Raw genomic sequence first — 24,237 nt, 5'->3', positions numbered from 1 at the left:
TCTATTTGAAATGACAGGATTATTTATGATGCACATCAAGAAATATCAGTGTTTGTTATTGTCCTTTTTGTAAATTATGACGCATATCTAAGATTTCTAGTAACTAACAATGAGCCGTAGGTAATGTCTCTATATATCATTGTTTATAAAAGAGTTATTAGATAATGCCTTGTATTGATCGTCATTATCATTAGTTGCTTATTTAATAGAGGGGCTGTATATGGCCTTTTTATGGTTGGTTTGGATTTCGAGATAAAAATGTTTGCAGTGAGAGTGAGTTGACCGTCATTCGTATAACACAATTAACGATTAGAGCAGACTTACAGATGTAGACATATACTTGAAGTCTCTATTATCAAGGAGATGACGAAGATGTCTAAGAATACCTTTATTCTCCACTCGGATTATCCACCATCGGGGGATCAACCAGAAGCCATTGCGAGATTAATTGCTGGTATTAATAACGGAGCTAGCCACCAAACGCTAAAAGGGGTCACTGGTTCAGGTAAAACATTCACCATGGCAAATGTGATCCATCGGTTACAGCGGCCAACTTTGATATTGGCGCATAATAAAACATTAGCATCTCAACTTTACAGTGAGATGCAGCGGTTCTTCCCTGAAAATGCGGTAGAGTATTTTGTTTCTTATTATGATTATTTTCAGCCAGAAATTTACATTCCTAGTACAGGACGGTTTATTCGTAAGGATTCGGCGATTAATGAACAGTTAGAGCGCCAGCGCTTGTCAGCAACTAAGTCCTTGATAGAACGTCGAGACGTTGTAGTAATAGCCTCAGTTTCCTCTGTGTATGGATTAGGGGACCCACAAGCTTATCGAGATTTACAAATCCCCTTTGTCTTAGGACAGAAATTAGATAAGAACTGGTTAATTGAGCGTTTGGATCAATTGCACTACACACATACGGAACTACGATTAAAGCGCGCAGGGTTCCGCATACAAGGTAACACCATCGATATATTTCCTGCAGACTCTGCTCAAGAAGCGATCCGTATTGAATTGAAAGATGGAATAGTAATACGTATAAGCTGGACTGATTCTGTAACAGAGCAGGTGTTACGCCAGTGTGATGAATATAGGTTATCCCCAAAAACACTTTATGGTTCTTCGATAGAAAAGGTACGGAAAGCGAGTGAATTAATTCGACTTGAGATGGAAGAGCGAGTTGCCGAGTTGAATGCAGAAAATCGATTGACCGAAGCTGCAAGGCTTTACGAACGTTGTATGAATGATATTGAGATGATGCAGCAGTTTGGCTACTGCTCAGGAATCGAAAATTATGCTTGTTACTTAAATGATAGAGACCTAGCGTTACCCCCGACGACATTGATGGATTATTTACCTAAAGATGGTTTAGTTTTTATTGATGAATCCCATGCCATGGTGCCGCAAATCACAGCTATGTCGAAGTCAGATCGAAGTCGTAAAGATACATTAATTGAGTACGGATTTCGTTTGCCCTCAGCGCGTAATAATCGTCCGTTAAACTTTGCTGAGTTTGAACAGGTTAAACCTCAGACCATTTTTGTTTCAGCGACACCGGGTAAGTATGAAGTCCAGCGCTCAAATGGTGTGGTTGTAGAGCAAATTATTCGTCCAACCGGTCTATTAGACCCAGAGGTTGAAGTGCGTCCTTCAAGCAATAATATGGAAGATTTATTAGAGGAAATCCATCAGCGAACTGCAAGAAACGAGAGGATTTTAGTCACTACATTAACGAAACGTAGTGCTGAAGAGTTACATGATTTTATGGCGGATAAAGGCATTCGTGTACGCTATTTACACTCGGATATTAAAACATCAGATAGAGTCGCGATTATTAATGGCTTAAGGGCTGGGGATTTTGATGTACTCATCGGTATTAACCTTTTACGAGAAGGACTAGACATACCTGAAGCCTCTTTGGTTGCTATTTTAGACGCGGACCATGCTGGTTTTTTACGTTCGGTAGAAGCTTTAATTCAAATTATTGGCCGTGCAGCACGTAATGCGAACGGGAAAGCGATTCTTTATGCAGACAAAATCACTGTTGCTATGAAGCAAGCGATAGACGAATCAAGAGAACGACGCGAACGACAAATCATTTATAATCAGGCTAATGGCATAGCTCCTAAATCTTCTAGTCGAAAAATTGCATCAAGCATAGAAATCGCTCAGCAGCAAGCCAGTCATAGTGTTGCCTTCTGTGATGGGTTGCCTCGTTTATGCAAGGAAATTAATGAGCGCGAAAAATATCTGCTTGTCGCTGTAACCGAAAAAAATGTGAGTGACATTAAACGGATTAGAGCAGAGCTTGATTGTTTATATCGTCAGTTTATTTTTATGTAGAGCCATGCTTAACGGCACTAAAGAAAATTCTGCGAGAACAAAACAGAACAGTCGCTATGAAATGGACTTGAAAATATTATTACAGGCTTCAATCAGGTGCTCAGCAAGTAATGTAGCTTGGTGTGATGGCTGTGTACATACATGCAATAATAGTTCTAAAGGATCAACCTCAGGTAAGCCATGCGTTTTATCAAGAATACGATGTGACTTGGTAACAAGACGTTGAGGCAATAAAGAAATACCTAAGCCAGCTTCGACGGCACAACCGACGCCCGACAAGCTGGTTGTTATGTATGCCATACGCCATTTTCTTTCTAGCAACTCAAAAGTATGCGCCATTTCACTACGGTATAGCCCTGTGCTCGGTAGACCAACTAAAGGGACAGTAACCTGACTTAAGTTATCACTCTCTTTTGCATCAATCCAACAGAGAGGTTCAGACCAACGGGCTGTACCTTGCGCGGTACCTAATCGGTGTTTGACAAGAGCAAGATCTAAATCTTGATTCTGAAACTGTGCCCAAATGTCACTACACAGCCCACTCTTAACTTCCAAACGAACATCCGGAAACATTTTCGCGAAGCGAGTGAGTGTTGGCATCAGTTCGTGAGTCGCAAAATCTTCGGGTACTCCTAATCGAATAGGCCTTTGCTCTGCCGTGATTGCCGTCTGTGCGATAGCATCTTCCATCATAGCTAAAATTCGACGAGCGTAAGTGACGATTCTTTCGCCTTCGGGGGTGGCGATGGTGTAACGTTTTTTGCGCGTTAACAGTTGGCAACCGAGTTGAGCTTCCAGTTTTTTAATCTGCTGACTGATGGTTGACTGAGTTAAATGAGTACTTTCTGCAGCACGAGTAAAGTTGCCATTGTCTACGACGGCAACCAAACTGCGCAATAAAATTGGGTCTAACGTATGCTGCATATTTGCTCTTATTAACTAGTGGTATATCCACTGATAATAATTAAATTATTTAAATTATCAATCATAGATGTTTAGGGCATACTGGTCTTAGTCGTTAAATCCACCATCGCGCGGAGCTGTCGAATGTGGACTAACCTGATTTGAATAGGGGAGTTAACCTATTCAAACAGTATGGATTACTACTCTTGTATGAAGGACCACAAGATATGACGAATAAACATCAATATTATTCACCGCAAGGTGGATTGCCTCCACAAACTCAACTCTTGTCAGATCGTGCTGTATTAACAGACGCTTATGCGATTATTCCTAAACGTGTAATGACAGATATAGTCACTAGTTTTTTACCATTTTGGGATAACATGCGCATGTGGGTGATTGCTCGCCCATTAAGTGGTTTTTCTGAGACGTTTTCGCAATACATTGTTGAAATAGAACAAAAAGGTGGCTCAGAACGCCCAGAGCTCGATCCCAATGCTGAGGGGGTTATATTTGTGGTTGCGGGTGAAATGGATATCACTATTGAAGGCATCCCACATCATATGACAGAAGGGGGCTACGCGTTTTTACCTCCAGGTTGTCAGTGGACCGTGCGTAATCATAGCGATCAACCAGCACGATTCCATTGGGTACGAAAAGCGTATCAATTTGTTGAGGGACTTGAGATGCCCGAAGCATTTGTGACGAATGAGAACGATTTGTCCCCAATCTCGATGCCAGATACCGATGATGGGTGGGCCACTACGCGCTTTGTTGATCCAACAGATATGCGTCATGATATGCATGTCAATATAGTCACTTTCCAACCAGGCACGGTGATTCCATTTGACGAAACACATGTTATGGAACATGGCTTGTATGTCCTACAAGGCAAAGCTGTCTATCACCTCAATCAAGATTGGGTAGAAGTGGAAGCGGGTGACTTTATGTGGTTACGCGCATTTTGCCCCCAATCTTGTTACGCGGGTGGTCCAGGTCCATTCCGTTATCTTCTGTATAAAGACGTCAACCGTCATATGCCATTTATCCGTCCGAAGAATTAGAGTTCTTACCTTACAATTCTATAAGTAAAATAAAAAACCGATATCTAGCTTAGATATCGGTTTTTTACTTGCCATAACGTTTTTATTTACCAGAACATAGTTGAAACGAACATAGTTGAAACGGCTCAATTTCGACTAATAAGCGTTGCCGGAATGATGAGTTTTGCGTGTGTCTTTTCCTTGCTATTGATCTTTTTCTCAATCAAAGCACATGCATTTTTCGCGATACCTACAGCATCCTGTTTTGCTGAGATTACTGAGTTCGGCAAAAACTCCAGCATAGTATGATCATCGAACGTACCGATGATCACAGATGTGGGGATCGTCCCTTTTTGCGATTTTATGAAATGAAGCGCCCCTTCTAAGATTGGCAAAGAAGAAAACACAATGGATTCTGGTATACGTTTCAATTCATCAAATAGCGATTGCATACCATTGTAACCATCTTCAAATGTACTGTTCGTTACGGCATGTAGCCAGTTTGGTACCGGTTCTAGATTGTGATTTTTATAACTGTCAGTAAAGCCTTGAAGACGGGATCGGATACTAGGTAGGTGGCAATCACCACTCATTACATAGATTTCAGAAACTTGCTTTGCCAAAATTTGGTCAGTGATCTCTAAGAAACCTTGGTAGTTATCGGTGATAATCGTGGATTGGTTTTCTATCTGGAAATCACGATCCAAGAAAATGATCGGTTTATTCGCGTATTTCTTGATAGTGTCTTTTTGTTGTTTCTTAGAATTGGGGACAATAAATAAACCGTCGACACCGCGTTCAATCAGATTACGAGTTGCTTCCATTTCTTTATCGTCACGACTGTAAGAAGAAGCTGTAACCAGTTGGAAACCTGATTTATTACACTCTTTTTCTAAACATTCGATTAATGAGGAGAAAAATATATTGGTTATTCTTGGTATTACTAATCCAAGCGTGTTGGTTTTTTTTAGTTTTAAGTTTCTAGCCGTTTGATTTACCGTAATTCCATGTTCTTCTATAAAATCCAATACTCTAGATTGAGTTTTTTTGGAAATACGATATTTATCGGCTTTCCCATTATAAACCAGCTTCACTGTCGTAATAGAAACGCCTAAGTTGTTGGCGATTTGTTCAATTGTCATAGCCATTTTTATTATATTCGCTTCTTATAGTTCTACTTAATATTTAACTTTCGTAAGAAAGTATAGTGTGCATTAACGCAAATTTTCTTTGGCATGCACTGAGCTTATCAAGCGTTATATCACATTTCATCGATCTGTACATTGTGTGTTCAACTCTCCGTTGCTATAAATTTGCTAACACGAGTTAGCAGGCTAAGTTTTGAGCATCTATCAAAGGAAATTGATAAAATGAGTAACTATCTGGTCGGTGTAGATGTAGGTTCTGGGAGTGCTAGAGCTGGCATTTTTGATGAAGCAGGACGTAAGTTGGGTATGGCTGTTTACCCGATAATGCAATTTAGACCTAAAAAAGATCATGTAGAACAATCTTCTGATGATATTTGGTCACAAGTTTGTAATGCAGTTAAAGATGCTTTAAGAGAGAGTGGTGTTAATCCTGAGGATATATCCGGTATTGGTTTTGATGCAACGTGTTCACTTGTCGCTTTAGATGATAATAATATGCCTACCACGGTTTCTATAACCAATGATAATAATAAAAATATCATAATGTGGATGGACCATAGAGCAATTAAAGAAGCACGTGAAATAAACGCAACGGCTGATGATGCATTGAAATTTGTTGGGGGCGAAGTTAGCCCTGAAATGGAATTACCCAAAATACTATGGCTAAAAAAACACGCACCAGAGCAATATAAGAAAATAGATAAGTTATTCGATTTAGCTGATTTTCTGGTTTTTAAAGCGACTAATAATCCTATACGTAGCGTTTGTACCAAAAGCTGTAAATGGAACTATCTTGCGCATCAAAAAGAGTGGGCACACTCTTTATTAGAGAAAACTAACTTAACCGATGTTATTACCGACAATAAAGTGGCTGGCTCAATTGCGGATCTCGGTGTGAGCGCTGGTAATCTTAGTGAAAAGGCAGCGTTTGAACTGGGTCTCACTACAAATACAGTAGTATCAACTGGCATTATTGATGCGCATGCTGGTGGGTTAGCCATTATTGGTGATGAGCCTGAATCAACTCTTGCCATTATTGGTGGCACTTCATCTTGTCATATGGCTGTGACAAAAAAAGAAACGTATGTCCCCGGTGTTTGGGGCCCTTATTGGGGAGCAATGCTGCCCGATTACTGGCTGCTTGAAGGCGGGCAAAGTGCTGCTGGAGCATTAGTTGATCATGTAATTCGCAGTTCTGCTGAATACCAGTCATTGAGACAACGCGCTGAAGTTGAAAAACGTAGTGTGTACGAAATTCTGAACCAAAAAGTCATTGAACTTGAAACTGATAACCCTCGCCTAATGGCTGAATTCCATATGTTGGGATATCACCATGGTAACCGTTCACCGCGAGCCAATCCGACCCTTAAAGGAATGGTAACAGGGCTGAGCCTTGACGAAACCCTAGACACATTAGCAGTAGAGTATTTAGCCGCGATCCAATCGGTGTCTTATGGAACCCGTCATATTATTGAAGCGATGCGTAAAAATGGTCATGAGATTACCAAAATAACCATGTGTGGTGGTGGTACGAAAAATCCTATTTGGTTAAGAGAACACGCCAATATTACTGGCTGTGATGTTGTACTTTCTGAAGAGCCGGAAGCGGTAATTCTCGGAGCTGCGATGCTAGGGGCCGCAGCTAGCAGAGTCTACCCAAGTTTGATGGACGCGGTAAAAAATATGGGACGTGAGGGTGAGCGCGTCAGTCCCGACATGACCCATCAAGATTTTCATAACGCCAAATATAAAGTTTTCTTGGAAATGTATGAGGATCAAATGAAATACAAGGCCATGATGGCAGAGGCATAAATATCTAATTGATATCGGTCATTAGATTACATATTGCTCTAAATCTTACGTAATTCATTTGAGGCCATTCATCTTTGACAAGAGCATTTGGGCTAATGAGTTACAGCGTTTATCGTTAAGCGATGACTCAAAACATGAAAGTGTTCCTAGCTAAAAATTAGGAGGCGGGTATATGGATACGACAATTATACAAATGACGGGAATTACTAAGCGGTTCCCAGGAGTGTTAGCACTTGATGGTGTGAGCTTCAATTTAAAAAAAGGTGAAGTTCATGCGCTACTTGGAGAAAACGGGGCGGGTAAATCAACGCTAATGAAAGTGCTTTCTGGAGTGCACATTCCAGATGAAGGACACATTGTTTATGAGGGAAAAAATGTCACGTTTAATAGCCCGATTTCTGCGTTAGAAAAAGGCATAGCTATTATCCACCAAGAATTCAATCTGTTTCCTGAATTGACGGTCGCTGAAAATATCTTTATTGGTCGAGAGTTTACCGGTCGTAATAAGTGGATTCTCGATGATCAATCACAAGATACCGCCGCTAAGGCTTTATTGGATAAATTAAATCTAGGTATCGAACCAAACACACTTGTTGAAAGTTTGACTGTGGCGCAGCAACAAATGGTGGAAATTGCCAAAGCTCTATCGGTTAATGCCAAAGTGTTGATCATGGATGAACCAACGGCTGCGTTGACTGAGTCTGAAATTGAAAGTTTGTTTGAAGTGACCAACATGTTGAAGTCTCAAGGTGTGGGTATTGTATATATTTCTCATCGCCTTGAAGAACTGGCTTTGATAGCAGATCGAGCAACAGTAATGCGCGATGGTACCTTTATTGGAACAGTTGATTATCACACTGTCCGGATTGATGATTTGATAGCGATGATGGTAGGGCGAGATCTTGGCGATATTTACCCTAATCGAGCTAATGAACCCTCTGATGAAATCGTGCTAGAGGTGAACAATCTCAACCGCAAAGGTGTCATAAAGGATGTTAGCTTCAAGCTTAAACGTGGAGAGATATTAGGATTCTCTGGGCTCATGGGGGCGGGGCGCTCTGAAGTTGCCCGTGCTATTTTTGGGGCAGATCCAATCGATAGCGGAGAAATTAAATTATTTGGTAAGCCAGTTAAAATCAACAATGTTCATGAAGCAATTGAGCTTGGTGTCGCTTACCTAACGGAAGATAGAAAAAAAGATGGCTTAGCATTAGGGATGTCGGTTAAAGACAATATTATGTTGAGTAGTTTTGATGATTATTCCAATGCCGCTGGAATTATTGATGAGCTATCGTCCACCAACATTTCTCAAGAACTTAAAGATAAATTGAGAATTAAAGCCCCGAACTTAGATCAATTGGCCGGTAACTTAAGTGGCGGTAATCAACAAAAAATTATTATTGCGAAATGGATTTGTAAGAATACTGAAATTTTAATATTTGATGAACCGACACGAGGTATTGATGTTGGCGCTAAATTAGAAATTTATGAATTAATTAATCAGCTAACTAAGCAAGGCAAATCAGTAATAGTGATTTCTTCTGAACTTCCTGAAGTACTAGGTATGTGTGATCGAATTTTAGTCATGCGTAACGGTACGATTACCGGAGAACTTCAAGCAGAAGAAGCAAGTCAAGAAAATATCATGAAATATGCAACTTTAGAGGGATAATGAAATGAGTAGTGATACTAGTGCTGTGAATAAACCTGTTACGCCAGGCGAAAAGAAAAATCTAATTGATAAAGAGTTGATAATGAAACTCGCACCATTAATTAGTCTTGTTTTATTAATGATATTTTTTAGCCTTGGTACTCCTTACTTTTTAAACTTTGACAACCTACTAACGGTAGCACTGCAAACTTCGGTTATTGGTATCATCGCGATTGGTGCCACGTATGTCATCATCACATCAGGTATCGACTTATCTGTTGGTTCAGTGATGGCATTTTCTGGTGTTGCAGTGGGGTTAGCTGCTTCAGTAGGCCTACCTCTACCCGTGTGTGTGGTTGTCGGTGCATTAGCTGGCGCAGCATGTGGTATGGTCAACGGTACCTTGATTACTCGATTAGCCATCCCGCCCTTTATTGCCACATTGGGTCTGATGATGTCGATTCGTGGTATTAACTTAGTTTTAACGGATGGGCGAGCACTTTATTTCACAGAATATCCAACATTCAAACTAATCGCACAAGGTAAGCTCTTTGATATTATTCCTTACCCAGTTATTTACTTTGGTATTCTAGCATTCATCGCTGCATATATTCTAAAAAGAACTATTATAGGTCGTTATATTTATGCAGTCGGAAGCAGTGAAGATGCTGCACATTTGTCGGGAATTAAAGTTGACCGTGTAAAAATGTTTGTTTACGCATTCTGTGGCTTCATGACAGGTATTGCTGGTGTCATTATCACGGCGCGATTGAATTCAGGTCAACCAACAGCGGGTGTAGGTTATGAGTTAGAAGCGATAGCGGCCGTAATTATTGGTGGTACAAGTTTAATGGGGGGCATTGGTACGATTGGTGGCACAATTATTGGTGCGTTCATCATGAGTATCTTAAAAAATGGTTTGAACCTAATGGGGGTTTCTCAATTTTGGCAAATGGTTGCAATGGGCGCAGTCGTTATTGCAGCGGTTTACCTTGATACACTAAGAAAGAAAATAAAATAACTACATAGCTTCACATATACATTCAATTCAATAACAGATTCTATTAATTAGAAGATAGACCCTACAATATAATATTGGAGAATTTATAATGAAATCAATCAAACTCACTTTACTTGCTACATTAGCAATGGTTGGGATGGGTACCGCACAAGCAAAAGATGACATTTATATTCCGGTCGTTAGTAAAGGTTATCAACATGAATTTTGGCAAACCGTTAAATTAGGTTCCGATACCGCAGCGAAAGAGCTAGGAGTGAAAACGAGCTTTGTTGGGCCTGCTGCAGAAACGCAAGTTTCAGAGCAGATTCAATTGATGGAAGACATGATGGCTCGTCGTCCTGATGCCATTTTGTTGGCAGCACTAGATTCGAATGCGTTAGTGGTTCCGGCTGAAGAAGCGAAAGCGCGCGGTATTGAAATTGCTACGTTCGACTCTGGTATTAACTCCGATATTCCTAAGAGTTTTATTGCTACCAATAATATTAAAGCTGGCGCAGACGCGGCGATGACATTAGCAAATATGATTGATGGTAAAGGCAAGGTGGGTATTATTGCGCACGTTGCGGGAACTCAGAGTGCTGTTGAGCGTTCACAAGGCTTCATTGATGCAATGGCAGAAAAATTCCCAAATATTGAAGTACTTGAAGTTCAATATAGTGATGGTGACCCTCAAAAAGCGATGGATAAGACCATCGATATGGTGCGAGCAAATCCAGATCTAGCCGCTGTCTATGCAACGAACGAGGGAGCAACTCTGGGGGTGGGCAACGCTATAGATAGTTTAGGTTTAGCTGGAAAACTTAAAGTAATGGGCTTTGACAATACAGAAGGTATTATTGCATTCCTTAAAGCTGGCACGATTCAAGGTTTTGTTGTTCAAGATGCTTATCAAATCGGTTATCAAGGTTTGACCACACTTTATAATGTATTGGAAGGCAAAAAAGTATCTAACGTTATTGATATTCCAGTAAAAGTGGTCACATCAGATAATATTAATGATCCAGAGATGCATACGCTGCTATATCCATTTGGTAAGTAGCCTTAATAACGTTTGATGAGGGTAAAAAACACCCTCATCAATCTAATGAGTATATGAAATAGGCTTAGTGCTATTATTTGTTGTTTTATATATCAATGCCTCTATATAAATTATATATAAAATAAATGCAAATAATATTAATACCTGGCTAATAACTGTGTAATTATTTGTATTGTCTAATTTTTGATTTGTTTTATCTCAAGAAAAAATAGCTGTTTTTTTGATTGCTTTTCCAAGGTCATTATATGAAATGGCAGTCATCTAATGTAATTAATTGTCTTTGATTTTTCCATAATGACTTAGCTTAAGAATGAAATCAAAGTTATTAAATTTAACGTAATGAGAGAATATTAAAATGAGCAACTTAGTGAAAATCGGTATTCGCCCTACTATTGATGGTCGTCGTCTTGGTGTTCGTGAGTCTCTTGAAGAGCAAACAATGAACATGGCTAAGAATCTTGCCAACTTTATTAACGAGAACGTTAAACACGCAAATGGTGCGACAGTAGAATGCGTAATAGCAGACTCTACCATTGGTGGTGTTGCAGAAGCGGCTGCATGTGCTGAGCAATTTAAACGAGAAAATGTAGGGCTATCTATTACTGTGACACCTTGTTGGTGTTACGGAACGTCAACAATTGATATGGACCCACATATGCCTAAGGCGATTTGGGGTTTTAACGGAACTGAACGCCCAGGAGCTGTGTACTTAGCTGCGGCGATGGCTGGCCATTCTCAAGTCGGTTTACCAGCTTTCTCTATTTATGGCGAAGAAGTTCAAGACAAAGATGACACGTCTATTCCAAGTGATGTTCAAGATAAGATTCTGCGCTTTTGTCGTGCAGGTCTGACAGTGGCAAGTATTCGTGGTAAGTCTTATTTATCAATGGGTTCAGTGTCGATGGGTATCGCAGGTTCAATTGTGGATCAGCCGTTCTTCCAACATTATCTCGGTATGCGCAATGAGTACGTCGATATGACGGAAATCAAACGTCGTCTTGATCGTGAAATCTTTGACAAAGAAGAGTTTGAGTTAGCCCTAGGTTGGACAAAAGAGCATTGTCATGAAGGAAAAGATTACAACAAAGTTGTAATGACGGAAGAACGTAAAGAACAAGATTGGGAAACTGTGGTTAAGATGACCATGATCATGCGCGACATGATGCAAGGGAATCCTAAATTAGCGGAAATGGGCTTCGGCGAAGAAGCGATGGGTTATAACGCGGTTGCTGGTGGTTTCCAAGGGCAGCGTCATTGGACAGATCATCTACCAAACGGTGACTTTAGTGAAGCTCTTCTTAACTCTTCGTTTGACTGGAATGGTATTCGTGAACCATTTGTTATAGCGACAGAAAATGACTGCTTGAATGGCGTTAATATGTTGTTTGGCAAGATGTTGACAGGGCAGGCTCAAATTTTCTGCGACGTACGTACATATTGGTCACAAGATTCGGTTGAGCGCGTAAGCGGCTACCGTCCTGAATCTGGCTTCATTCATTTGGTCAACTCAGGTTCAGCAGCTCTTGATGGTTGTGGTGAATCTCGAGATGAGAATGGTGAATCTGTGATCAAACCTCATTGGGATATGACAGCGCAAGATGCGGAGGCGTGCTTAAGCGCAACTAAATGGCCACCAGCGGACGTTGAATATTTCCGTGGCGGCGGTTTCTCTTCAAATTTCCTAACACATGGCGGTATGCCCTTTACCATGCATCGCATCAATATCATCAAAGGTGTCGGTCCAGTTCTACAGATCGCTGAAGGTCACTCAGTATCATTACCACAGGGTGTGTATGAAACCTTGAATGAAAGAACCAACCCGACGTGGCCTACGACTTGGTTTGTTCCTCGCTTAAATGGTGAGGGTGCGTTCAAAGATGTTTATTCAGTGATGGCAAATTGGGGAGCGAACCACTGTGTTATCTCTTCGGGCCATATTGGCGCTGATCTTATTACTCTAGCGTCAATGCTGCGCATTCCTGTCGCTATGCATAACGTGGAAAGTAAAGAAGTGTTCCGCCCTCACACATGGAGTGCATTTGGTCAGGACAAAGAAGGGCAAGATTACCGAGCTTGCGCGAACTTCGGTCCTTTATATAAATAAGTAACCATAATGGGCGGGCAAGTTTCCCGCCCAACTAGGAGTCTCTATGTCAGTAGTGATTGTTTTAGATTGTGGTGCGACCAACCTCCGTGCCATCGCCATTGACCCAGAGGGAAATATCGTTGCTTCCCATTTCATTAAAAATGCAACTAAACACGATGAGAACAATCTTGATTTTCATGTGTGGGATTTTGAAGAAATTTGGCAAAAGCTTACTGAGTGCACTCAAAGAGTTATCACTCAAGTCGGTGCTGAGAATGTTGTCGCATTTACAGTAACCACATTTGGTGTAGATGGTGCACCGTTTGATAGCAACGGACAGCAGATTTACCCAATAATCTCCTGGAAATGCCCTCGGACGATACCCATGATGATGCGTGTAGAGGAAGAGTTGGATCGCCTTGACTTATATCGTATCAATGGCATTGGTGATTACAGCTTCAACACCTTATACAAATTACGCTGGCTTAAAGAGTTCCAACCAGAGACGTACAAAAAAATGGATAAGTTTGTGTTCATTTCATCAATGATTACGCACAAGCTAACTCAAGTTTTGAGTACGGATTATACCATGGCGGGGACCTCCATGATGACCAGTCTCGATGCTGGCGGATGGAACTTGCAAGTACTCGATTATTTGAATCTTACAGCAACAAGTTTTCCACCTTTAATTATGGCAGGTGAGCAAGTTGGCATTATTCATTCTGATATTGCTCAATTGTTTGGCGTGCATAGTGACATACCTGTGATATCCGCAGGTCATGATACTCAATTCGCCTTAGTAGGTTCGGGGGCTGAAGAAAACCAAGCTTTTTTAAGTTCCGGGACATGGGAAATATTAATGGCGCGTAGTCAACGGCCAACATTGAATAAACAAGCGCTTGAGCATGGTGTTACTGTCGAATTGGATTCTGTTCGAGGTTTGTATAACCCAGCGACTCAATGGCTATCCAGTGCGGTGGTTGAGTGGGTAGCGAATCAGTTCTACACAGTTGAACAAGCGAGTGGAACGCTATATGCAACGATGATCCATGAAGCTCAAGAGGCTGGTGAGGGAGCTGGTGGAGTCGTCTTTACTCCTAACTTTAACACTGACTCTCACGGTATTGGTCAAGGTAGCATTGAAGGGCTATCGATCCATACAACTCGTGGCCAGATAGTTAGAGCGGTCTTTGAGGGGTTAAGTCACCAACTTAAGCAGCGTTTCGATTATTTAAATCAACTTTGTCAACTCAACGACGGGCCTGTTGTCGTTGTTGGTGGCGGTACAAAAAATCCGTTATGGAATCAATTAAGAGCAGAAGTATTGCAACGTCCTCTGCATATTGTTGAACAGACTGAAGCCACCGTTATTGGAGCCGCAATGTTCGGGTTCTATGGGGCGGGTTATTACCCAAGTATTCAAGTCGCACAACAAAACATGAAGCCGTCACTGCGCGTTGTTCTTCCGTTATCGATGACGGAATCAGAAAAGGAGATCACTCATGCTTAAAGGTATTCATCCCGCACTCTCACCAAAGCTACTAGCCACCTTATCTGAGATGGGACATGGCGATGAAATTTTGTTTGCCGATGCACACTTTCCAGCCCATACGTTTAGCTGCAATGTTATACGTTGTGATGGAGTAGGAGTTGATACTTTATTGCTAGGTGTCACTCCCTTATTTGAATTAGATCAATACGTACCGCAGCCACTCATTATGATGCAAGCCGTCCCAGGTGATGAGCTAGACCCATCGGTCGAAGAAAAATACCTCCAGTCGATGTCACAAGCAAACGTAACTGTAGAGCATGTAGAGAGAGTTGAACGTTTCGCTTTTTACGAACGCGTTAAACAATGCTATGCCGTAGTGCTGACGGGAGAAACAGCAAAATATGGCAACATCATCCTCAAAAAAGGCGTGACAACTTCTTAATAAATAGTCTGTTTAAGGAATATCAAAATGAATCGAGTAGAGCTTTCACAACAAATTATCGACACTTGCCTAGAAATGACACGCCTAGGCCTCAATCAAGGAACTGCTGGTAACGTGAGTGTACGTTTTGATAACGGGATGCTCATTACACCCACGGGGATCCCTTACGAGAAACTAACGCCAGACCATATTGTTTATGTGGCAGAAGATGGCAGCTTTGAAGAGGGTAAGTTACCGTCTTCTGAGTGGTTATTTCACCTGACTTGCTATAAACAGCGTGATGATATAAACGCCGTAGTCCATAACCATGCGATTAACTGTGCTGCAGTTTCTATCTTAAACAAATCAATTCCAGCGATCCATTATATGGTTGCCGCTTCTGGAACCACTGAAATTCCATGTGTTCCTTATGCGACATTTGGCAGTACAAAACTGGCTGAATATGTGGAGGAGGGAATCACTAAGAGTAAAGCGATACTACTACAGCATCATGGTTTAATTGCCGGCGAAGTGAATTTAGAAAAAGCATTGTGGCTTGCGCATGAAGTTGAAGTATTGGCAGATCTTTATTTGAAAATCCTCGCGGTGACACCTGATGCCCCGACATTGGATGATGAATCAATGCAAGTCGTGCTTGAAAAATTCAAGTCTTACGGTTTGCGCGTAGAAAAATAAGGGAGTTATTATCATGGCATTTGCATTAAATTTACCCAAATTGAGTTATTCAGGTGTTGGCGCAGTTGATGATGCAATCACTTCGTTAACTCAGCAACCCGTTAAGCGTGTGTTGGTTGTGACAGATAAAAACCTCGTCGAGCTGGGGATTTTGGAACACTTATTTGAACTGCTTGAACAAACAGATCTAGATTACGTTTTGTTTGATAAGGTGACACCTAATCCAACAGCGACATTGGTACGTGAAGGATTGGCAGTTTACACTGAATCTGGATGTGATTGTCTTATCGCGGTTGGTGGTGGTAGCCCTGTTGATTGTGCCAAAGCGATTCGCATCGTAGCGTCAAACCCAGGCGATATTGTGGACTATGATGGCGTTGGTAAGGTGAAGAATGCAGGTGATTTCTTTATCGCTATCAATACTACAGCCGGCACTGCCGCTGAGATGACATCAAACTCTGTAATTACTGATGAGTTACGACAAGTGAAAATGGTTATCATTGACGCGAAACAAATTCCTGACATCGCGGTTAACGATCCTACTTTGATGGTAAATTTACCTCCTCATGTGACGGCGGCAACCGGGATGGATGCGCTAACGCATGCCGTTGAAGCTTACGTGACTCCTGGCGCACATGCACTGACTAAGCCCACAGCATTAGAAGCGATTAAGCTGATTACTCAATGGCTACCTGTTGCGGTAGAAAATGGTCAAAATATTGAAGCTCGAGAACAGTTAGCTAATGCGCAGTTCTTAGCAGGAATGGCGTTTAACAGTGCAGGTTTGGGGTTAGTTCACGCAATGGCGCACCAACCAGGCGCGACACATAACTTACCACATGGTGTGTGTAACGCGATTTTGCTTCCTCAAGTATGTGCGTTTAACGCAGAGAAATTCCCAGAACGCTTCCGCGATATCGCCCAAGTCATGGGTGGAGATACCTTGGATCTAGACAACAAACAAGCGGCAGATTTGGCAGTTGCACTGATTCGTAACTTGTCCGCCCGTGTCGGTATTCCAACAGGTCTTGCGACCTTAGGAATTAATAAAGAAGACTGCCATAACTGGATTGATAAAGTGTTAGCTGACCCATGTTTGGGCGGTAACCCTCGTCAGCCAACACCTGAAGAAATCGAAGAGTTGTATTGCGCTTGCTTATAACCTTTAAGGCTCTTTAGTTAAATAGCCTCCACCATCATAAACGGTAGAGGCTCTTTAGTTAAATAGCCTCTACCGTTTATGATGGTGGAGGCTATTTTTATTATTACAGAACATTTGATGTCTGAATATTTTTAACCACTCGTCAAAAGCTACTCTAGCCGATATCTAAGCCACTTCAAACCCTCACGGAACATCCTAAAAGCCGAATGAACGCCCTTAAGAGCGAACGATAAACACAACTGAACATGTCAGAAATAGCAACATGGAAAGAAGAATGGGGGGGGATAGCCAGCAGAAGATTCAACTGGCTTATGCATTAAGCGGTAAAAACACTAAAAGCATCGTGGGAAAAGAGACAGTTTAACCGCTATACATTGATTTTAATTCGCTGATAAACAATCGTTTTTCGTTTGTCAGTGTAAGTAATGTGTAAGCAGTTTTCTTGATAGATAATAGCAGGATAGGAGTATTCACCTTGCTCAGTTTCGAGGTGAATAGGGGGACACCAAGTTGTTCCGTTGTCTTGTGAAAAGCTAAGAGAGAGCGGAGTTCGAGGAGCCCAGTTACCTGATACTGGGTTGTATATTAGGGCCAATATATCATCGAATTTAATAACGTCGATTCCGCTATTATTGTTGGGTAGTTGCGTTGCATACGCCTCACACCAGTTTTTTCCATAATCAGCCGAATCACTGCGATAAATCCTACCCCGTGTACTGCGCATTAGCATATGAACGTTTGCTGGTGTCGACTCCCATATGCAGGGCTGTATGACGCCATCCCAAGTGAAAATTTTCTCAGGTTCAGTCTCCCACAATGCTCCGTCTGCCAACCCTTGCCATTTACCATCAGAGTTGGTTGTCTCTGGTGGATAGTGTTTCAGAGGGATTGGGACTAAGTCCCAGCTCTTGCCTTGATCTGCTGAACGATCACAAAAAGCATCCCAGTGATGGCTATTTTCTATTGAATTAGGAGCGAGCCAGTATCCATTACTTAACCGAGTTAACTTGTTTTTTACCGGCCCTCGTGGTGTTAGGCTGTGCTCTACCAAGGGGAGTGGAGCAGACCAAGTTTGCCCATAGTCTTTGGAAATGACAAATTCAGTGGTCCATTGCTGTACATCAGAGCCGGATTTGAAAAAAAGCCAAATAGTTCCTGATTCAATATGCAATACAGGATTCCAATTTGCGGTATCAGGGGAGTCCACGATTTTTATTGGCTCTAGCCAATGGCCCATCCTTTGTCTTGATAGCCAGATACCGACATCATTTTCACCCTCTTTAGTGCCAGCAAAATAAGCGACGAGGATTTCATTGTTTGGTAAAACGAGTAGTGTTGATGCATGGCATTGAGCAAAGGGCACTTGATGTGATTCAAACACTATCTGTTTTTCTATGTTATTCAAATTAACCATGAGAACTGTCCGCCGATTGATTGTTGTGACGCGAATTTAACCATCGCTTAACCAGTGGAGTCGTGAGGGATAGAAGAGTTAATATCAACAAGATACATGCAATCGGTCTTTCAATGAAAACCCCATAGCTTCCATCGGATAATATGAGTGCTCGGCGTAAATTGCTTTCAAGCATAGGGCCCAAAATGATGCCAAGAATTATCGGTGCAACACCAAACTTTTCGCGTATTAAGAAGTAACCGACAAACCCAGAGAAAATCATCACAAACACATCAAGAGCATTGTTATTGATACTGTATGAACCGATAACACACAGCACGAGAATTAAAGTATTTAGGAGAGGTCGTGGTACGGTCGTAATTTTGGTGAAATAGCGAACGCCAAAAATGCCGAGCGTGAACATCATGATATTGACCAGAAATAGACCGGCAAAAATCATATACATATCACTTGCATTCTCTACGAATAACAATGGGCCTGGCTGTAAGCCCTGAATCATAAATGCGCCGAGAATAATAGCAGCGACAGCATCACCAGGAATGCCGAGTGTAAGTAAAGGAACCATAGCACCACCGGTGACGGCATTGTTTGCACTTTCAGGAGAAACCAATCCTCTTAGGTTGCCGTTTTCGAATGTTTCTCCCTTTTTAGCTGAGCGGCGCGTTTCATTATAGGAAATAAACGCGGCAACATCGCCTCCAGTTCCAGGAATCGCACCAATAAACGTACCAATGAGGCTCGATCTGGCAAGGGTTGCTTTTAGTTTAGTGAGCAGTTTTAAATGAGAAAGCGTTTTGCGAAATGACGTATTTACATCCACTTTATCGCTCGCATTCATATTACCATCGAGGGTATTAATTATTATTTGAGAGAACGCAAATAGTCCGATTAAGATAGGGACAAAGCTAATACCACTCATTAAAAACATGGTATCGAATGTAAAACGAGTATATCCAGTAAAGCTGTCCACCCCTACGGTTGCAATAAATAGGCCTAATACACCGCCAATTAAACCTTTCGTTAGGTTCTCAGAGCTGATCGAGATTATCACACTAAGCCCAAACGCGGCTAACATGAAATATTCAGGTGCAGAGAATTTTAGCGCGAATTTGGCTAATGCAGGCGAGAGAAAGGTTAATACGACAGCACTGACTATTCCCCCAATAAAAGAGGCTCCCGTAGAGAGAGCTAAAGCTTTGTCTCCTTCTCCTCGTTGCGTAAGAGGGTAGCCTTCCATGGTGGTAACCATCGAGGCAGGAGTGCCAGGAGTGTTTAAAAGTATGGCCGAAATAGACCCACCGTAGACTGCACCAACATAAATGCCGAGTAGCATCATGATGCCGCCATTTCCCGTAAACATAAGTGTAAGAGGGAAAAGTACAGCAACCCCCATAGTAACGGAAAATCCAGGCAAGGCTCCTATCGCAATGCCGACAACCACACCAAACAGGGCCGGCAATAGGTTTGAGAGAGAACAAGCTGCAATAAATGCATCAATAATCACGTCCATTATGCTTCACCCCATAGTGGTAACGGAATATAGAGGAATTGAATGAACACTCCCCATACGAGAACAAATAAAAATAACAATAACGCGTAGATGCTTGGTCGACGTAGCCAAGTTCGAACCTCAGTCGCATAAACACTCAGGGAAAACTGCGTCGCATGACAAAAATAAGGTGTGATTAGTAAAACAAAAAGTAAGGTGCTTAATATAAACCCGAACTTAAATAAGGCGGCGACATAGATTGCGCTGAGCAATGGTAATGTAACAACACAAACTTGCACATGGTCTTTTAATTGGCCTTCTCTTATGCGCTGTACAATGACAATCACTGATAGACAGATAAGTGCCCATGCCAATGCTTGTGGGAAAAACATCGGCCCTAAAGGATCTCCTCCCATAGACGAATATTCGAATTGGTTGGCGTATAGTAAAACGGCTATTCCGAGTGAAATAAAAACGATAGCGAGAATCAGACTAATCATAAGCACACCTGACTTGCAATGAAAACGGTAGCCGCAAAGCGACTACCGTAAGGACAATTTAAAGGGTGATTTGCTTAATCAGCTCTTTATAGTATTCGTTATCTTCAGCCACCATTTTGTTGACTTGTTCAACATTCATGTCGTTGACTTCGATACCTTGGTTGTTCATGAATTCGACAAATCCCGGCTCTGCCATCGCATTGGTGAAAATGGTTGAAAGAGTTTTATAGTGTTCATCGGAAACTTTCACTGGAACGGCTAATGCTGCCCATGCGCGAACAATAAAATCGTTACCCAGTTCTTTAAATGTTGGGACATTTGGGAACATAGGTAGGCGTTCTTCACCCATAATGCCGAGAAGTTTTAATTCGCCTGCTTGTAGTTGGCTGTTAGCATTACCAGGTCCAACGGTGATTGCATCTAAGTGTTGCCCCATCAATGCCGCGACGGCTTCCGAACTCCCCCCTGCGTAAGGGACGTCAACAAATTGAATGTCGTATTGTTGCTTAATTGCGATTGACGCAAGATGCCAAATTGAACCGACACCTGCGTTGCCCACACGTAGTTTGCCTGGGTTTGCTTTCGCATGAGCAACAAACTCTTCGACGCTATTAAATGGGCTGTCTTTTGGCACGATAAGACCTGCTGGCTCAGCGATTGGAGCGACGATGTATTTGAATGCCGTGTAATCGATTGGAGAGCGATTCATGTGTGGCAAAATATCAAGCTCAACCGTTGTCATCACAAGAGTGTAGCCATTTGGTTTTGAGTTTGCTGCTTGTACCATGCCTGTAACGCCGCCAGCTCCAGGACGATTTACAGCGATAATATTGTGATCTACATGTTCTTTGGCAAATTGAATCAACCCTCGAGTTGTAATGTCAGTGCCGCCACCTGGCGATTTTGGAACAATGATAGTGATGTCCTTGTCCGGAAAATCCGCCAAAGCAGCAGCCGGGGCCATTAAGCAGCTGAAACTGAACAGAGCGGTCAATAAACTCTTAGTTTTCATGTTTGTATACTCCATTTACATATTTGTAGGTTACAGGCACGTTAGATTAGTTTTGTTCTATTTTATTGTGGTAAGTTTGTGCTAAACGTTGCAGGTGTTCGATGACCGCAATGTTGGCACTGTGGTAAAAAATATTGTCATCAAGCGTACGGCTGCGAGTCGTATTAAAAACACCAAGTTGTTTTTGGGCGTACTTAGCGGAAACAGGATAAGCGACAGTTTCACTGAGTGAAGTAATCGAGAGAAAATCGCCAACTTCGGTGACTAGAGCAGACTCTTCTTGGTAGTGTTGACACAACCATGCGTACAATTCGCAGTGATAATTCGCCATCACTCCGCTATAGCCAGCCGCGCCCATTTTTAGTGACTCTAATAACGTAGGACCATTGGCATTGTAAATTTTAAATGGTGTATGACGAGTAATATTTAGGCGTTGAGCCAAGATTTCAGTTGAGCAGCATGTGTCTTTTAGGAAAGTAAAACGGCCAGAATCGACACACCATTGTAGAAGATCATTACTGAGTAATCTTTTCCAAGGTGATGGACATTCATACAATCCCATCGGAATGCTGGAAGGTAGTGCGACTAGGAGTTTCTCCATATATTCAATTACATCATTGTCGCTTGCCGATTGCGGGCCTAAGCGGTTAGTAATAAGCACTAGACCATCAACTCCTGCATCAACCATCCCCTGTAATTGCTGTATTTGATCTTCCAAGCTATCAGCGGTATGCCCTGAAGCGATGACTGGAACTCGACCTGCGGTTTTTTCTACAATAAAAGCAACGAGTTGTTGCATTTCACTATCGCTTAAATGCATGATTTCGCTTGATTGGCATGCCGCAAATAGCCCTTTTGCACCGTTATATATGTACCATTCGATCAGCCGTTCTAAGCTTGGGTAGTCAATCTGGAGGTCGTCTGTAAAAGGCGTCAGCATGACAGGGACTACACCATCTTGCAGTGATTTTAATTGGGTTGAGTTATACATAATGACTCCTTACCTTCCTATTGGCATGACGTGCCACGCTTGCGTCATCGTTTTACGAAAATGAGTATTAGTGAAGTGTTTGGTTTATTGGGATGATATAGCGATAGCACTGCTTGATATTTTGCCTGAACACGAATAGTAAAAAGGTCGCTATTATTCATACAAAATCAGTAGTGGTAAGGTTCTATCAACATACATCACAACAAGCTAACACGAGTTAGCTTGTTTATATCCGTAGCTGATTGGTTAAACAATGACCACGTTCGTGAAGTGTGACTATTCTCAACTCAATGATAATAAAATAGATATGTGAATGTTACCTTGATCACTATAAATATAATGAAAACAACGTTTTCCAATATATTAGAGAATGCTGTTAATTAGAGTTTGATCATATTTAAACTCTATTGTTAATAAGATATTTTCTTTGTGTTTATAGTTGTTAGTTTTAATTCTAGCACGATTAAATTGGTGATTACTGTACATGTTATAATTTTTACTATCAGTTTGTTGCCTGTTGTTTTTATTTAATGACTTATGAGTGAAATAATTAATCTATGGAATTTTTATTTTGAATATGTGTGGTGATTCTGCTTTTTATAAAATTAATTATATTAATAAGTAGAAGATTATTATATAAAATAAACATTCAACATGCTACAGCATGAGTTTATCATCACGTAAGAGCTGATTAACCGTGCGAAAATCTAACTATGAGACAATAAGAGTGATTATTTGCACTATGCTCAATTAGATCAGACAAAATTGAGAAAAAAGAGGTGGGTAATGAACGGGAATCCGGTATGTTGGTTTGAAATTTACGTTGATGATATGGATAGGGCGAGAACTTTCTATGAGGCATTGCTTGATGTCACTTTAGATAAGCTCGAAAGCCCAGCGAAAATGGACATAGAAATGTGGACATTTCCTAGCAACATGGAGGGGTATGGAGCCACAGGAGCTTTGGCTAAAATGGATGGTGTGAAAGCGGGAGGGAACAGTACATTAGTCTACTTCTCTTGTGCTGACTGTCGTGTTGAAGAGTCCAGAGCAGAAGCGATTGGTGGTGTAGTGCATGTACCCAAAATGGCGATTGGGGAATTTGGTTTCATCAGCGTGGTTGGTGATACGGAAGGTAATGTTATTGGCTTACATTCAGAAAACTGAGTCTCACTGTTAATGAACGTGTCACCGTATTCAGTAAGAAGAACGCCCAAAGCTTGTGCTTGGGCGTTTTGTATTATCAAATATTTGTCATATCCGTGGATAAATGACTTATTTGATCGTGACTTTGCTAATAGTAATGGTGTCTAGAGGTACATCATCATGACCACGCGTTGAAGTCGTGTGAACTTTCGCAATGTTGTTGACTACGTCCATACCAGCGGAGACTTTTCCGAATACTGCGTATCCCCAACCTTGATTTGTCGTTGCGGTGTGATCAAGAAAATCATTGTCATCTAAGTTGATGAAAAATTGTGCCGTTGCTGAGTGAGGTGCATCTGTACGCGCCATGGCAATAGTACCGATGGTGTTTTTAAGACCACGGTTTGCTTCATTGACGATTGGTGCACGAGTCGGCTTTTCTTTCATATCTTTGGTATGACCACCACCTTGAATCATAAAACCGTCGATAACTCGATGAAAAATGGTACCCTCATAGAAGCCTTCTTCACAGTATTGGAGAAAGTTCTTTGAACTTACAGGAGCACGTTCCACATTAAGTTCAATCTCGATGTCACCAAAGTTAGTTGTAAAAATAATCATGCAGTGTAGCTCTATAGATGTATGTTTAAGTTATATAACAGAGAGTATACGCTAATCTATCGATAAGCCGTGAATTTTTGAGGCTAAGTCAGTTAAGAATGCATGTAACTGAAGATAGATTGAGGGGAAGTGATCCGTGGTTCATCATCCACTCAGTTATATCCAAACACCTAGAGGTTACTTGAACTACTCCGTACTACATGAAATTGCAGCGGTGTGACCTCCGTTCGTCCAATTCAAT

20 protein-coding genes are annotated in these 24,237 nt (G+C 41.5%); 12 read left to right on the top strand and 8 right to left on the bottom strand.

The window, feature by feature from the left end; translation table 11 throughout:
* Positions 1–372 precede the first annotated feature (372 nt).
* Entirely contained in the window at positions 373–2,349 is a 1,977-nt protein-coding gene (gene uvrB, locus DZ860_RS02920) for an excinuclease ABC subunit UvrB (protein ID WP_120029400.1), read from the top strand.
* Between the two features lie 54 nt (positions 2,350–2,403).
* Here the strand turns inward: uvrB and DZ860_RS02915 are convergent, their stop codons facing one another.
* Positions 2,404–3,273 carry a LysR family transcriptional regulator gene (locus DZ860_RS02915; RefSeq protein WP_120029399.1) on the bottom strand — a complete coding sequence of 290 codons (870 nt, stop codon included), beginning with the start codon at positions 3,271–3,273 and terminating at the stop codon, positions 2,404–2,406.
* 206 nt (positions 3,274–3,479) lie between these two features.
* Between DZ860_RS02915 and DZ860_RS02910 the strand changes: the two genes are divergently transcribed.
* Positions 3,480–4,316 carry a bifunctional allantoicase/(S)-ureidoglycine aminohydrolase gene (locus DZ860_RS02910; protein WP_120029398.1) on the top strand — a complete coding sequence of 279 codons (837 nt, stop codon included), beginning with the start codon at positions 3,480–3,482 and terminating at the stop codon, positions 4,314–4,316.
* Positions 4,317–4,441: 125 nt separating this feature from the next.
* On the opposite strand, the gene DZ860_RS02905 is transcribed toward DZ860_RS02910, so the two are convergent.
* On the bottom strand, positions 4,442–5,443 hold the full coding sequence (locus DZ860_RS02905; RefSeq protein ID WP_120029397.1) for a substrate-binding domain-containing protein: 1,002 nt from the start codon (positions 5,441–5,443) through the stop codon (positions 4,442–4,444).
* A 222-nt stretch (positions 5,444–5,665) separates the two neighbouring features.
* On the opposite strand from DZ860_RS02905, the gene DZ860_RS02900 reads away from it, so the two are divergent.
* The 9 genes from DZ860_RS02900 to fucO all read left to right on the top strand — a co-directional run bounded on the left by DZ860_RS02900 (position 5,666) and on the right by fucO (position 16,823).
* Positions 5,666–7,255: an FGGY-family carbohydrate kinase gene (locus DZ860_RS02900; protein WP_120029396.1), complete on the top strand. Its 1,590-nt coding sequence runs from the start codon at positions 5,666–5,668 to the stop codon at positions 7,253–7,255.
* A 172-nt stretch (positions 7,256–7,427) separates the two neighbouring features.
* Complete coding sequence (locus DZ860_RS02895) at positions 7,428–8,927, top strand: sugar ABC transporter ATP-binding protein (protein ID WP_120029395.1); 1,500 nt, start codon at positions 7,428–7,430, stop codon at positions 8,925–8,927.
* 4 nt (positions 8,928–8,931) lie between these two features.
* The gene (locus DZ860_RS02890) at positions 8,932–9,927 is read left to right on the top strand and encodes an ABC transporter permease (RefSeq protein WP_120029394.1); all 996 of its coding nucleotides are present in this window, start codon (positions 8,932–8,934) and stop codon (positions 9,925–9,927) included.
* A gap of 88 nt (positions 9,928–10,015) precedes the next feature.
* Positions 10,016–10,966 (top strand): ABC transporter substrate-binding protein, encoded by a 951-nt coding sequence (locus tag DZ860_RS02885; protein WP_120029393.1) that lies wholly within the window; start codon positions 10,016–10,018, stop codon positions 10,964–10,966.
* A gap of 355 nt (positions 10,967–11,321) precedes the next feature.
* The gene (gene fucI, locus DZ860_RS02880; RefSeq protein ID WP_120029392.1) at positions 11,322–13,070 is read left to right on the top strand and encodes an L-fucose isomerase; all 1,749 of its coding nucleotides are present in this window, start codon (positions 11,322–11,324) and stop codon (positions 13,068–13,070) included.
* Between the two features lie 46 nt (positions 13,071–13,116).
* Entirely contained in the window at positions 13,117–14,562 is a 1,446-nt protein-coding gene (fucK, locus tag DZ860_RS02875) for an L-fuculokinase (RefSeq protein WP_120029391.1), read from the top strand.
* Complete coding sequence (gene fucU / locus DZ860_RS02870; RefSeq protein ID WP_120029390.1) at positions 14,555–14,986, top strand: L-fucose mutarotase; 432 nt, start codon at positions 14,555–14,557, stop codon at positions 14,984–14,986. Before fucK ends, fucU begins: the two co-directional genes overlap by 8 nt.
* Before the next feature lie 27 nt (positions 14,987–15,013).
* Positions 15,014–15,661, top strand: a complete 648-nt coding sequence (gene fucA / locus DZ860_RS02865) for an L-fuculose-phosphate aldolase (protein ID WP_120029389.1) — start codon at positions 15,014–15,016, stop codon at positions 15,659–15,661.
* 13 nt (positions 15,662–15,674) lie between these two features.
* On the top strand, positions 15,675–16,823 hold the full coding sequence (fucO, locus tag DZ860_RS02860; RefSeq protein ID WP_120029388.1) for a lactaldehyde reductase: 1,149 nt from the start codon (positions 15,675–15,677) through the stop codon (positions 16,821–16,823).
* Positions 16,824–17,190: 367 nt separating this feature from the next.
* On the opposite strand, the gene DZ860_RS02855 is transcribed toward fucO, so the two are convergent.
* From DZ860_RS02855 to DZ860_RS02835, 5 genes are read right to left on the bottom strand one after another with little or no spacing between them, the layout of a single operon-like run.
* The gene (locus DZ860_RS02855) at positions 17,191–18,237 is read right to left on the bottom strand and encodes a sialidase family protein (protein WP_120029387.1); all 1,047 of its coding nucleotides are present in this window, start codon (positions 18,235–18,237) and stop codon (positions 17,191–17,193) included.
* Positions 18,230–19,747 carry a tripartite tricarboxylate transporter permease gene (locus DZ860_RS02850; protein WP_120029386.1) on the bottom strand — a complete coding sequence of 506 codons (1,518 nt, stop codon included), beginning with the start codon at positions 19,745–19,747 and terminating at the stop codon, positions 18,230–18,232. The genes DZ860_RS02855 and DZ860_RS02850 overlap by 8 nt, the downstream gene beginning before the upstream one ends.
* Positions 19,747–20,226, bottom strand: a complete 480-nt coding sequence (locus tag DZ860_RS02845) for a tripartite tricarboxylate transporter TctB family protein (protein WP_120029385.1) — start codon at positions 20,224–20,226, stop codon at positions 19,747–19,749. The genes DZ860_RS02850 and DZ860_RS02845 overlap by 1 nt, the downstream gene beginning before the upstream one ends.
* Positions 20,227–20,284: 58 nt before the next feature.
* The gene (locus tag DZ860_RS02840; protein ID WP_165862832.1) at positions 20,285–21,238 is read right to left on the bottom strand and encodes a Bug family tripartite tricarboxylate transporter substrate binding protein; all 954 of its coding nucleotides are present in this window, start codon (positions 21,236–21,238) and stop codon (positions 20,285–20,287) included.
* A 46-nt stretch (positions 21,239–21,284) separates the two neighbouring features.
* The gene (locus DZ860_RS02835; RefSeq protein ID WP_120029383.1) at positions 21,285–22,229 is read right to left on the bottom strand and encodes a dihydrodipicolinate synthase family protein; all 945 of its coding nucleotides are present in this window, start codon (positions 22,227–22,229) and stop codon (positions 21,285–21,287) included.
* Positions 22,230–23,015: 786 nt separating this feature from the next.
* On the opposite strand from DZ860_RS02835, the gene DZ860_RS02830 reads away from it, so the two are divergent.
* Entirely contained in the window at positions 23,016–23,396 is a 381-nt protein-coding gene (locus DZ860_RS02830; RefSeq protein ID WP_120029382.1) for a VOC family protein, read from the top strand.
* A 108-nt stretch (positions 23,397–23,504) separates the two neighbouring features.
* Here the strand turns inward: DZ860_RS02830 and DZ860_RS02825 are convergent, their stop codons facing one another.
* Entirely contained in the window at positions 23,505–23,996 is a 492-nt protein-coding gene (locus tag DZ860_RS02825) for a peptidylprolyl isomerase (RefSeq protein WP_120029381.1), read from the bottom strand.
* Positions 23,997–24,237: the final 241 nt, after the last annotated feature.

The sequence above is a fragment of the Vibrio sinensis genome (assembly GCF_003605645.1).
Lineage (GTDB): Bacteria > Pseudomonadota > Gammaproteobacteria > Enterobacterales > Vibrionaceae > Vibrio > Vibrio sinensis.
This window is presented reverse-complemented; position numbering and strand designations above follow the sequence as displayed.

Coding starts and splice junctions, on each gene's coding strand:
- uvrB (WP_120029400.1), top strand. CDS start 373: ATGTCTAAGAATACCTTTATTCTCCACTCGGATTATCCACCATCGGGG.
- DZ860_RS02915 (WP_120029399.1), bottom strand. CDS start 3,273: ATGCAGCATACGTTAGACCCAATTTTATTGCGCAGTTTGGTTGCCGTC.
- DZ860_RS02910 (WP_120029398.1), top strand. CDS start 3,480: ATGACGAATAAACATCAATATTATTCACCGCAAGGTGGATTGCCTCCA.
- DZ860_RS02905 (WP_120029397.1), bottom strand. CDS start 5,443: ATGGCTATGACAATTGAACAAATCGCCAACAACTTAGGCGTTTCTATT.
- DZ860_RS02900 (WP_120029396.1), top strand. CDS start 5,666: ATGAGTAACTATCTGGTCGGTGTAGATGTAGGTTCTGGGAGTGCTAGA.
- DZ860_RS02895 (WP_120029395.1), top strand. CDS start 7,428: ATGGATACGACAATTATACAAATGACGGGAATTACTAAGCGGTTCCCA.
- DZ860_RS02890 (WP_120029394.1), top strand. CDS start 8,932: ATGAGTAGTGATACTAGTGCTGTGAATAAACCTGTTACGCCAGGCGAA.
- DZ860_RS02885 (WP_120029393.1), top strand. CDS start 10,016: ATGAAATCAATCAAACTCACTTTACTTGCTACATTAGCAATGGTTGGG.
- fucI (WP_120029392.1), top strand. CDS start 11,322: ATGAGCAACTTAGTGAAAATCGGTATTCGCCCTACTATTGATGGTCGT.
- fucK (WP_120029391.1), top strand. CDS start 13,117: ATGTCAGTAGTGATTGTTTTAGATTGTGGTGCGACCAACCTCCGTGCC.
- fucU (WP_120029390.1), top strand. CDS start 14,555: ATGCTTAAAGGTATTCATCCCGCACTCTCACCAAAGCTACTAGCCACC.
- fucA (WP_120029389.1), top strand. CDS start 15,014: ATGAATCGAGTAGAGCTTTCACAACAAATTATCGACACTTGCCTAGAA.
- fucO (WP_120029388.1), top strand. CDS start 15,675: ATGGCATTTGCATTAAATTTACCCAAATTGAGTTATTCAGGTGTTGGC.
- DZ860_RS02855 (WP_120029387.1), bottom strand. CDS start 18,237: ATGGTTAATTTGAATAACATAGAAAAACAGATAGTGTTTGAATCACAT.
- DZ860_RS02850 (WP_120029386.1), bottom strand. CDS start 19,747: ATGGACGTGATTATTGATGCATTTATTGCAGCTTGTTCTCTCTCAAAC.
- DZ860_RS02845 (WP_120029385.1), bottom strand. CDS start 20,226: ATGATTAGTCTGATTCTCGCTATCGTTTTTATTTCACTCGGAATAGCC.
- DZ860_RS02840 (WP_165862832.1), bottom strand. CDS start 21,238: ATGAAAACTAAGAGTTTATTGACCGCTCTGTTCAGTTTCAGCTGCTTA.
- DZ860_RS02835 (WP_120029383.1), bottom strand. CDS start 22,229: ATGTATAACTCAACCCAATTAAAATCACTGCAAGATGGTGTAGTCCCT.
- DZ860_RS02830 (WP_120029382.1), top strand. CDS start 23,016: ATGAACGGGAATCCGGTATGTTGGTTTGAAATTTACGTTGATGATATG.
- DZ860_RS02825 (WP_120029381.1), bottom strand. CDS start 23,996: ATGATTATTTTTACAACTAACTTTGGTGACATCGAGATTGAACTTAAT.